Raw genomic sequence first — 10357 nt, forward strand, 5'->3', positions numbered from 1 at the left:
GCGGTCCCTCTACTCGAGGTCCACCTTCGTCACGCCCGCGCCGCCTTCTTCGATGGGGGCCTTGCGGTGGTCCGCCACGTCCGGACGGTCCGCGAGCATGTCGTGGAGGGCATTGCGGAGCGCCCCGGTGCCTTTTCCGTGCAGGATCTCGACCGTATCGAGGTTGGCCGCCACGGCGTCGTCGAGGAAGTGCTGCACCTGGTGGCGGGCCTCGTCCACCCGTTGCCCCCGCACGTCGATCGAGGGGCTCGCCTCCAGGGCCGTCATCTCGGTGCCGCCCCCAGCCTCCGACTCCGGCTCAGGATCGGGGCCGTCGACCCGGGTGAGCCGGTCGAGCGATACGCGCATGTGCATGGCCCCCATCATCAGGCGGGCCTCCCCGTCTTCAATCTCCTGCACCTCCACGGCGGTCGAGCCGTCGTCTACCACCACCTGATCCCCTTCGGCAATGGGCGCGTCCGAGACCGCCTGCGACGTGCCGTCGCCCTGCGCCGGCGGCGTCTCGTCGCGCTCCGGCGCGGCCTCCTCGCGCCGCGCCTGGAGGTCCTCTTTGTATTCTTCGAGCTGCTGGCGGGCCTCCTGCGTGGCGTCCGACTCGGCCTGTGCTTCTTTAATTTCGCGGATGGTGTTTTCGATGCGGGCGTTGGCCTCCTCCACGATGCGCTCGGCCTCTTCGAGGGCCTCCTGGCGGAACGCGTCGCGCTCCTTCTCCAGCTTCTGCACCTTCTCCTCGTAGCGCTGCTGCTCCGCCTCGGCCTTCTCGCGGGCCGTGCGCGCGTCGTAGAGCTCGTCCTCCAGCTCCTGCGTGCGCCGCTCAAAGGTGGTGATGAGGTTCTCCATCGCCGTCTTCTGGGTCCCGGCCAAGTCCTGGGCCCGTGCCAGCAGGTCGTCCGCCAGGCCCATGCGGCGGGCAATCTCGAAGGCGTAGGACGACCCGGGCACGCCCTCCTGGTAGCGGTAGGTGGGGCGGAGGGTCTCCTGGTCGAACTCCATCGACCCGTTCTCGACGCCCTCCGTCTCGTGGGCGTACGTCTTGAGGGTGCCGTGGTGGGTCGTGGCGATGGTGCGAGCGCCGGCCGCCGTCAGCCGCTCCAGCACCGCCTGCGCCAGCGCCGCGCCCTCGTCCGGGTCCGTGCCGGTGCCGGCCTCGTCGATCAGGACGAGCGCGTTGTCGCCCGCCGCGGAGAGCATGTGGCGCAGGTTGGAGACGTGCGAGCTGAAGGTCGACAGGTCGTCCTCGATCGACTGCTCGTCGCCGATGTCGGCCACGATCTGGTCGAAGAGGGGCACCGACGAGTGGGGCGCCACCGGCAGGGGCAGCCCGTACGCGAGCATGAGCGAGAAGAGGCCGACCGTCTTCATCGTCACCGTCTTGCCGCCCGCGTTGGGCCCGGTGATGACGAGCGTGCGGAAGTCGGTGCCCAGCGCCAGGTCGAGCGGCACCACCTCCCGCGGCGGGATGGATTCGTCTTCGCCCGGGGCGCGCCCGTCGGTCTCGGGCTGCTCGTCCAGCGCCTCGAAGTGCAGCTGCAAGACCGGATTGCGGCCCTCGTAGATCTCGATGCGGCCCTCGTCGTTGAGCTTGGGGACCACGGCGTCCAGCCGGTTGGCGAGGCGGGCCTTCGCCCGCAGCAGGTCGAACTGCGCCAGCACCGTCAGGTTGGTCTCGATCGCGTCGCTCTCGGCCCGGATGTGGGTGGTCACCTGTCGCAGGATGCGCTCGATCTCGGCCTGCTCGGCGCTCTTCAGCTCGCGCACCTCGTTGTTGAGTTCCAGGCAGGCCGCCGGCTCGATGTAGACGGTCTGCCCGCTGGCAGAGCGGTCGTGGACAAAGCCTTCCACCTTCCCCTTCGCGCTGGCCCGCACCGGGATCACCATGCGCCCGCCGCGGAGGGTGGCCTGCTCGCCGGTCGCGTGGCCCTCCTGCACGGCGTGGCGGAGGGCCTTGTCGAGCGTCGTGCGGAGCTCTTCTTCTTTTGAGCGGATCTGCCGGCGCAGGCGCCGCAGCTCCGGCGACGCGTCGTCCCGGATGGAGGCATCCTCGTCGAGGATGGACGCGATGTGCTCTTCGATCTCCTGCAGCGGCGTGGCCCGCGCTACGGCGTCGGCCAGCCGCGGGTAGTCGTCCCGCCGCGCCTCAAAATGCCTCTTCAGCCGCCGGAGCGTCACGAGCGTGCGCCGGGTCGCCATCAGGTCCTCCGGGTCCACGTAGGCATCCTCTGGGGCGGCGCGCCGGAGGGCGTCGCGGAGGTCGTACATCGGGCTCAGCGGCACCGAGTCGCCGTACTGGAAGGCGCCCTGCAGCTCCTCCACCCGGTCGAGCTCGCGGCGCAGCCCGTCCATCGACTGGGCCGGCTGCATCGACTCGAGGCGCTCCTGGCCCAGCGGGCTCTGCACGCGGGCCGCCAGGCGGTCGCGCACCACGTCGAAGCCGAGCTTCTCGTCCAGCGCGTCGGGATAGGTCTCCATTGGGGCGTGTAGGGGGTGGAGAACGCGAGGGGCGTGCTGTTTCAGTGCCTGGAGGCGGAGACGATTTTCCCACCTCACGCGTTTCCAAACAACGGACCCGGGCCGCCTGCTCCGACCGACCGCCCCCTCGGCGCGGTCACGACCCATCCTTCACCACAAATCCGTCCCACTCAGCTGCGCAGCTCCACGTTGATCTGGGAATGGTCGCCCACGTTGAGGCTTTGCACCCGCTGGTCGATCGCAGCGTCGCGCCCGATGACCGAGTCGGCCAGCACCGCGTTCTCCACTTCCCCCCCGGCGAACACGATGCTGTCCCGCACCACCGCGTTGGAGACGGTCGCGCCTTCTTCGATCGAGACGTGCGGGCCCACGACCGCGTTCTTCACGGTCGCGTCCGGGCCGATGTAGACCGGATCGTGGACGACGCTGTCTGTGACGGTGCCCTGGTGCAGGTCGTCGGACTCGCGCTCCAGGACGCGCCCCGTCGTCTCCAGGAGGGCCGGAATGGTGCCGCAGTCCATCCACGCGTCCACACCCGCCGTGGTGAACACGTCGCCCTGCTGCAGGCGGTAGTCCAGGGCGTCGGTGAGCTGGTACTCCCCGCCCGCGCCCTTCAGGTCGCTGTCGATGACGTGGTCGATCCCGTCCTTGAGCTGCGCGAGCTCCCGGAGGTAGTAGATCCCAATGAGCGCCTCGTTGGAGACCGGGTCGTCGGGCTTTTCGATGAGCTCGGTCACCCGCTCCCCGTCGCGCACGGCGACCCCAAAGCGGCTCGGGTCCTCGACCTCGCGGACGAACGCCATCACGTCGGCGTCCCCGAGGGTCACCGCGTCGGACAGGCCGAAGAGCGTGTCCGCGAAGACGACCACGCCCTCGCCCTGCAGGTGCCCCTCCGCACAGCCGACGGCGTGGGCCGTGCCCAGGGCCTCCTCCTGTACCGGAAAGTGGGGCGTGATGCCGCGCTCGTCGCAGAGCGCCGTGAGCTGGTCGCGGATTTCGTTGCCGAAGTCAGGCCCGAGAACGAACACGCCGTCGTCGGGCGGCGCCGGGAGAACCTGGGAAAAGGTGTCAACGATGCGCTCGACGATGCTTTGCCCTCGCACCTTGAGGAGGGGCTTGGGGGTGACGTGCGAGTGGGGACGAACGCGGGTGCCGCGCCCGGCCATGGGAACGATGAGCTTCATGGGTGCCAATGATGGGATGCGTACAGGAAGACTGTGGAGTCGGGGCCTCCGCGGGCGAGATGATGCACGAGGGACGCGCCCGGCGGAGCGCCCCCTTAACAATAACGAGATCGCGCCCCGAATACCAGCACGCACCGTGCTCCCCTTCTGCCCACACCTGCCATCCAATTTGGGCTCTCGTCCGGGCAGAGTGTGTGAAATCCTAGACAGCCCTGCGCATCGCGCCCTACGAGCGGCCTGCACACATCGCCCCCCAACGCCCCGCATATCATTTTCATATTCGTGACCGGCTTCGGCCGCGTGCGGCCCCACGCTCCAGAAAGGACCGCGGAGGACGGGCTGCACCGATCTGGGGAATGGGCGCGGAGGCCCGGCGGTCGTCCCGTAGGCGCCTCCGGCACGGACGTTGTACCCTGAACAACTGCGTCGGAAACAGACCAACCGGGTCGTGCCTCCCCCCGACGCTTCCGTCGACATCGGGCACGTTGCCCCCGGAAACAAAAGTGGGGAGCACTCCTAACGTACTCGGCATTTGTTATCGACGGTTTTTCACTCCTCCCTGCAATCAGCCCACCAGTTATGAATACGCACTGGCTTCCCCGCGCCCTCGTGACCCGCTGGACAGCCGTCGCTTTCGCCTGCCTGCTCGGTCTTCAGCTCGGGGTCGGGAGCGTTCTGGCACAGAGTGAGAGCACCCTGTCCGCCGAACAGAAGCAGAAGTTGAAGAAGGAGCTGCAGCAAACCTACAAGGAAGGCGCCCAGGCCGGGAACGCGGAGAACTACGAGGTGGCCGCCGCGCGGTTTGAAGAGTCCATTCAGCTGGCCCAGCAGCTGGGGCTGGACAACCTCATCGGGAAGATCGAAAACAACCTCATCGAGAGCCTCAAGGGCGCCGGGAGCGCGGCGCTGAATCAGGAGGACTACGAAGGGGCCCTGGCCCACTTCAAGAGGCTGCAGGAGTACACGGAGGCCGACCCCACCGTCCAGTACAACCAAGGCCTCGCCCTTATCAACATGGAGGACAGCACGGAAGTCGGGCTCCAGTCGCTCCGGCAAGCGATTGAGGTCGGCAACGAGGTCGGCAACACCCGCGTGGCGGGCCTGGCCACCGAGCGCATTCAGGACGAGTTTCTGGCCCAGGCGTCGGAGGCCCTGCAGGGCGACAACCCGTCGCAGGCCCAGGTCAACGAGGCGCTCGACGCCCTCGACCAGATGACCGAGTACGTGGACCCGAATGCGAACGCCATGTTTTATCGCGGCACGGCCCTCTACGAAAGCGGGCAGTACCAGCAGGCCATCCAGGCCGCCCGCCAGGGGCTCGACATGCACCAAGGCAGTCGTACCGACGCCGCCAAGTTCCACTTCGTGATCGCCGAGTCGCAGATCGAGCTCGGCAACAAGGCCTCCGCCTGTCAAACCTTCGAAAACGCGGCCTACGGCGACTACGAGGCCCGCGCCAACCACTACCTCGAAAACGAGTGCGACGATGTGTAGTGGGGTGCCCTCCGCAGTCACGCCTTCCCACAATCCCCGAACGCCCGTGCCGGCCCTCCCGGCACGGGCGTTTTCGTGTGGATTCGGGGTTCTGTAGGTGCGAGCTGGGGACCGCCCGGGCCCCTCAAATGGTCGTTTGTGCCCCCCAGTAGACGAGCACAACGAGGAGCACCGCGGGCACGAAGAGGGCGGCGAGGGTGAGCCACTCGATGCCCGTCCCGACCGGCGCGTTGGCCTGGAACTGAGCGGCGGTTTGAAGGAGCGCGGGGGCAAGGGCCATGGCGGGCAGCACGTGTTTTTGGGAAAGCAAACGGTCGACGGCACGTCCGATCTCGATACCGGGGCCGTCGGGCGGCGGTTTCTCGGCCCCGACGCGACGTCACTCCTTCGGCCAGGCCGTCTCTTCGGGCAGGTCCGCGTCGGGCGGCTGCAGGACGAGCTCGTCCGGCAGGTCGTTCACCTGATCGTCCGGGTTGACCACCGACACCAGCGGCAGGGCGAGGGCGGTAAAGAACTTGCCCATGGCGGCGAGGAGGAACTCCTGCTGAAGCTCGATCATGTCCTCCTCCAGCCGCCCATCGTCCCGGGCGTGGCCCTCGATGTCGAGGTACAGCACGCGCGGCCAGTCCGGAAACTCCGTCTGCGCCTCCTTCAGCAGCGCGAACACGTCGTGGGCGGCCGCCTCGAAGTCGTCCCCCGCCTGCACGACGTGGTAGAGGGAGACGGTGTTGTCGAAGTTCATGTGCAGGCCGGGGGCGTCCGGCTTGTTGTACTCCGGCACAAAGTCCGGGCGGTCCGAGGACGAACTCATGGCGGGGGCACGGCCAGTTCACGGAAATCAGCCCGGCTTGAATGCGCGCCCGGGCGGAGAGATTCAGCCCCGAGGCCTCGTCGCTAGGCCTGCGCCCCGCATTCCGCGGCCCTCTCAGTCACTGTTTCCCCCTCGTCGGCCGACAGCTCCGCGGCCCCGTCGGCCCGCTGGCGCCGCTGGCGCTCCACCGAGTGGGCCAGGATTTCTTCGAAGAGGGCTTCGGCGAGGTCGGGGGGGAGCCCGGCCTCGTCCGCCACCGCCCGGACGTGGGCCAGCAGCTCGGCCTCCCGCTCGGGATCGCGGACGGTGCGGCCGGCGTCGGCCTTCAGGGCACAGAGGTCGTCAACGATGGACTGCCGCTCGGCAAGCAGCTCCACGACCCGCTCGTTGATGGCGTCGATGCGGGCGCGGGCCTCCTGCACGGTCGAGGCGTCGGTAGACGTGGGCATGGGTGGGGCGTCGGTGTAAGAATGAGTGGGGACGTCGGGGACCCACCGGACGCGTGGCCGTCGGCCCACACACAGCAAAACCCCGCCGGGGCCGAGGGCGATCGGCCGGCGGGGTGCAAGGATGCGGTATGCGCTCGCTCTACGTGCCGCCGGCCGTCAGGAGATAAAAATAGACATACGCGTAGCCCAGATAGAAGAGGGCAAAGGCGTAGAGGCCCCCGGTCGCACCGACGTGCGGGTCGGCCGCGGACAGGCAGGCGGATGTGGGAGCGCGTCGATTCATGACGACTGCACGGTACGGGTCACGAACAGGGATGTCAACGTCCCCGCAATTCTACACAGAACAATAACATTCGTCTCACGCCCCTACAGATGCCCCGGAACGTTCGGAATCACCTCGGACGTGTCTCGCTCTTCGTCGGCAAAGAAGCGGACCGCCCCCTCTTCGGTGACAATCCACACTTCTTCGGCTCCCGCATCCCGGTAGAGTGAACGCTTTTCGTCCATCTCCGTCCAGTCGTTCGACGCGGACATCACTTCGATACAGACCTCCGGAGCCAGAGTGGGAGGGTCTCCTGTCTCTTCCATCTCCTCCCTTCGCTCCAGGGTGCACCACACGACATCGGCCACCTTCGTGCCCTTTGCCGTCACGATGGGGAATTCTGGGCGGACCCTCCCCCCGTTGGCATGCTTCTGCAGAAGAGCAATGATATCGCCCTGGGTGTCAGAATGCGAAGCAGAGTGTGGACTCAAAATCAGCTGTCCTCGGCGATTGGTTTCGACCTTGTACGGGAGCTCGGAGAGAAGAGGATCGGAGATCACCTCTGCCCACCGCTTCTGCTGATCTTTCGCTGGTGTGACGGGGGCTGACATGGCCGGGCAATGGAATATTCAACGGCTTGCAGGCCTAAAAATGAGCGATCATGTTAGAGGATCCGTCCTTCTCCTCATCCGCCCATCAAGCCGTCTGATTGACCATATGAACCGCCCCCCGTCTCTTGTGCCCGACCGATAATATTTCTCTAGGCCCTCCCGTCGGACATGTTGGAGGCTCCACGGGTCGTGGGCTACCGACTTGCCGGATCGTACAGCCCCTGCCACGTGAGCCCTACCCGAACGCCCACGCTCTCCCGCCGAAAATCTCCGGTGTCCACGGCCACGCCCAAGTCGTAGGAGAGGTGCTCCGTCCCCGGCACCTGCCCGAACGCTTCCATCAGAAAGGACCATTGACTCGTCCGCGAAAAGCGATCGTCCAGCAGCCGCGTGCAGTCGGCATCCGAGCACAGGCTTGTCGAGCCACTGTTCTCGCTGTACGTGCCCGTGAGCCGGTAGGAGAGGCCCGGCTGGTGCAGCGTGCCCTCCACGGCCACGTGGTGGGCCACGACGAGGCTGTTGGCGATGCCGGGCCGGTCGTCCGGCACACCGGGCGTGTTGGCGGGCGGCGTCACAAGCGGCAGGCCGAGCGTCCGGCCCTGGTACGTCCAGCCCGACCGGTAGAGGCTTTGGCTGAAGTTGCGGTCGGCCCCGGCCCGCTCTCCCTCCGCGTACTTCGCGTTCTGGCGGATGAACCGGAAGTGCTCGTACAGAATGGCGTCCACGAGTGACGGCTCGCCACTGCGCTGGAGACTCACGCCCCAGAGCCCGTCCCACACGTTCCGAAACCACAGCCCGGGCTTGTCCTCAAAGAAGAACTGCCGGTACACCTGTCCCTTCACCGGCCCCGCCGCCACGTCGGCGCTAAAGTCGTAGTTGCCCATGTGGTCGGGCCCCCGCTCATTAGAACCGCGCAGCGCGAAGAACACGCGGCCGAACTGGCGGAGCCCGTCCCGAAAGGCCCCCTCCTCCTGACCCGCGACCGGAGCCGTGGGCGTTCCCCCCCACAGCGCGTGGTGGATCAGCCCCGCATGGAGCGTCACGGGCCCGTCGGGCGGCAGAATCCGCAGGTAGCCGTACTTTTCGTGCAGAAAGGGGCTGCGCACCACCCGATCGCCGTCCATCCAGCCGTGGGCCAGATATCCCTTGACGCTCAGGAACCCGTTCGTGCCCGGCACCGGCACGTATCCGTCGGTCGACACGCTCACCTTTGGGAGGGGCGTCGCGTTGGGGCTTCGCGTGATGCCGCCGAGCGAGCGGGCCGTGTCGACCCGCCCGATGACCTGCTTCTTCCATCCGGCCGTCAGTTGAAGCCCTCGGGATCGGAGCTGCCCGTAGAGCTCCTGCACGTGGAGCGTGCTGTGGGCGGAGGCCCGTCCCAGAAGGCTCGCCCCGACGGCGTAGTCGAGCCCGCCCGCCGCGCCCGAAAAGGGCCGCCGGGCCGCGAGGCGCGCCCCAAGGGGCGTCCCGCTCCGGCCCAGCCGCCCGTACTGGTTCGCGCCCAGCCAGAAGGGCAGCGCCTCCGTGCTCGCCCCCGCCCCGAAGACCGACACCTCCGCCTGAATCGGGCCCACGCCCTGTGCCTGCGCGGGGCGGGCCGTCGTCTCAACGAGTAGGCCACAGATCCCCGCCCCCATGAGGAGCCCCACCAGGAGGGACGACGTCGATCCAGCGAGGCGCTGATGGGGCGGGGCGTGCATACTCAAACTGGGCGATGTCACAAGTGGCGCGGCAGCTTTTGGCGAACGCCTGTGTCCATCAGTGCCGGTGCGCTTTGTTCCCGGCCGCCGCACAGAGAAGCTGGACCTGCATGTGGGGACGACCCCCGGACGAGAGCCACCGCGTTCGCGCTGGAGAGGCCACTCGTCGTGGCCCGCTTTGCGACATTTGGAGCGGGCCGACGCCCGCGACGAAGACGGGGGCCGTGCCAGGTCGGAGAGCCAGAACCACACCCCACTCCCGGTCGTTATTCCAGTGCCCCTCACAACCAGATGCTCGTTCCCATGGCCTCTTCTTCCTCCCCTCCGGTTCCAGCGCTTCAGAACGGGGATCGTCTCAGCCGACACGAGTTCGAGCAGCGCTACGAGGCCATGCCCGACGTCAAGACAGCCGAGCTCATTGAAGGCACCGTCTACATGCCCTCTCCCGTCCACTTCCAATCCCACAGTGAACCCCACAGTGCAGTTATCGGCTGGCTCGTGGCGTACGCGGCCGCCACACCGCACGTGTCGGTCGGGGACAACGCGACCATTCGCCTCGATCTCGATAACGAGCCACAGCCCGACGCCCTGCTCCGGATCGACGCGGACTGTGGGGGCCAGTCCCGAATCAGCACGGACGATTACATCGAGGGCCCGCCGGAGTTGGTCGCCGAGGTGGCGCACAGTTCGGCCGCGTACGACCTGCACGACAAGAAGCGGGCCTACCGGCGCAACGGCGTCCAGGAGTACGTCGTGTGGCAGATTGAGGAGGGCCGACTCGACTGGTTTGTGCTGGAGGGGGGCGAATACCTGACGCTCTCCCCGGACGGCGAGGGTCTTCTGCGAAGCCAGTCTTTCCCCGGGCTCGTCCTAGACGTCGAGGCACTTCTCGGGGGGGACCTGTCAGGGGTACTGGCGGCCGTGCAGGCAGAGACCGGAATGAAACGGCACCAGGCGTTCGTCGAGCAGCTGGCGGCGGGCTGACCCCCTCTCCGGACGGTCCCCGGATCCGGGGGTGCACGGACGCGGAGTCGGCAGACCGGCCTCCCGGCACCGCCCCCGCAACTGGGGGATGATCGTTCGGACGGACGCCCCGCTTGGTGCCGGTCTCTCTTCTCGTCAGATGGAAGGCCTCCTCCCCGCTTCCCAATGAGCATCTACGCCACCCTCTGGACGCTCAAGTTTCCGCATCAGGGCCGCGCACGCCTGGACTGCGACTGGACTCTTGTGCGCGCGCAGGGGGTCCCCCCGCACATCGGATCCCCGACGCCCGGCTTGGGGTACGCGGACGGCGACCCCTACGGCGCGTTTCTCCCGCCCCCGCTCGAAACCAACAAACACGGGGAGCACGACTTCATGCGTGCGGTTGTGTTCGTG

The 10357-nt window shown here is 67.5% G+C and carries 11 protein-coding genes; 3 read left to right on the top strand and 8 right to left on the bottom strand.

Annotation, left to right across the window (positions count from 1 at the left end; genetic code table 11):
* Positions 1 to 9: 9 nt before the first annotated feature.
* Together V5A20_RS10960 and V5A20_RS10965 are read right to left on the bottom strand one after the other, a co-directional pair.
* Positions 10 to 2469, bottom strand: coding sequence for an endonuclease MutS2 (locus tag V5A20_RS10960; protein WP_332315509.1), 2460 nt, complete (start codon positions 2467 to 2469; stop codon positions 10 to 12).
* Positions 2470 to 2639: 170 nt separating this feature from the next.
* On the bottom strand, positions 2640 to 3653 hold the full coding sequence (locus V5A20_RS10965; protein WP_332327342.1) for a sugar phosphate nucleotidyltransferase: 1014 nt from the start codon (positions 3651 to 3653) through the stop codon (positions 2640 to 2642).
* A 579-nt stretch (positions 3654 to 4232) separates the two neighbouring features.
* On the opposite strand from V5A20_RS10965, the gene V5A20_RS10970 reads away from it, so the two are divergent.
* Positions 4233 to 5147: a tetratricopeptide repeat protein gene (locus V5A20_RS10970; RefSeq protein ID WP_332315507.1), complete on the top strand. Its 915-nt coding sequence runs from the start codon at positions 4233 to 4235 to the stop codon at positions 5145 to 5147.
* Between the two features lie 124 nt (positions 5148 to 5271).
* Here the strand turns inward: V5A20_RS10970 and V5A20_RS10975 are convergent, their stop codons facing one another.
* From V5A20_RS10975 to V5A20_RS11000, 6 genes are all read right to left on the bottom strand, one after another.
* Complete coding sequence (locus tag V5A20_RS10975; RefSeq protein WP_332327343.1) at positions 5272 to 5427, bottom strand: hypothetical protein; 156 nt, start codon at positions 5425 to 5427, stop codon at positions 5272 to 5274.
* 99 nt (positions 5428 to 5526) lie between these two features.
* The gene (locus V5A20_RS10980) at positions 5527 to 5958 is read right to left on the bottom strand and encodes a hypothetical protein (RefSeq protein ID WP_332327344.1); all 432 of its coding nucleotides are present in this window, start codon (positions 5956 to 5958) and stop codon (positions 5527 to 5529) included.
* 83 nt (positions 5959 to 6041) lie between these two features.
* Entirely contained in the window at positions 6042 to 6407 is a 366-nt protein-coding gene (locus V5A20_RS10985; protein WP_332315504.1) for a chorismate mutase, read from the bottom strand.
* Positions 6408 to 6546: 139 nt separating this feature from the next.
* Complete coding sequence (locus tag V5A20_RS10990; protein ID WP_332315503.1) at positions 6547 to 6690, bottom strand: hypothetical protein; 144 nt, start codon at positions 6688 to 6690, stop codon at positions 6547 to 6549.
* Positions 6691 to 6773: 83 nt separating this feature from the next.
* Positions 6774 to 7280, bottom strand: a complete 507-nt coding sequence (locus tag V5A20_RS10995) for a Uma2 family endonuclease (RefSeq protein ID WP_332315502.1) — start codon at positions 7278 to 7280, stop codon at positions 6774 to 6776.
* A 194-nt stretch (positions 7281 to 7474) separates the two neighbouring features.
* Positions 7475 to 8980 (bottom strand): capsule assembly Wzi family protein, encoded by a 1506-nt coding sequence (locus tag V5A20_RS11000; protein WP_332315501.1) that lies wholly within the window; start codon positions 8978 to 8980, stop codon positions 7475 to 7477.
* A gap of 303 nt (positions 8981 to 9283) precedes the next feature.
* Between V5A20_RS11000 and V5A20_RS11005 the strand changes: the two genes are divergently transcribed.
* Complete coding sequence (locus V5A20_RS11005; RefSeq protein ID WP_332327345.1) at positions 9284 to 9964, top strand: Uma2 family endonuclease; 681 nt, start codon at positions 9284 to 9286, stop codon at positions 9962 to 9964.
* 165 nt (positions 9965 to 10129) lie between these two features.
* Positions 10130 to 10357 (top strand): hypothetical protein (locus V5A20_RS11010; RefSeq protein WP_332327346.1); only part of this gene is annotated, 228 nt, incomplete at its 3' end.

The sequence above is a fragment of the Salinibacter sp. genome, assembly GCF_036626415.1.
In the GTDB taxonomy this organism is placed as follows: Bacteria; Bacteroidota; Rhodothermia; order Rhodothermales; family Salinibacteraceae; genus Salinibacter.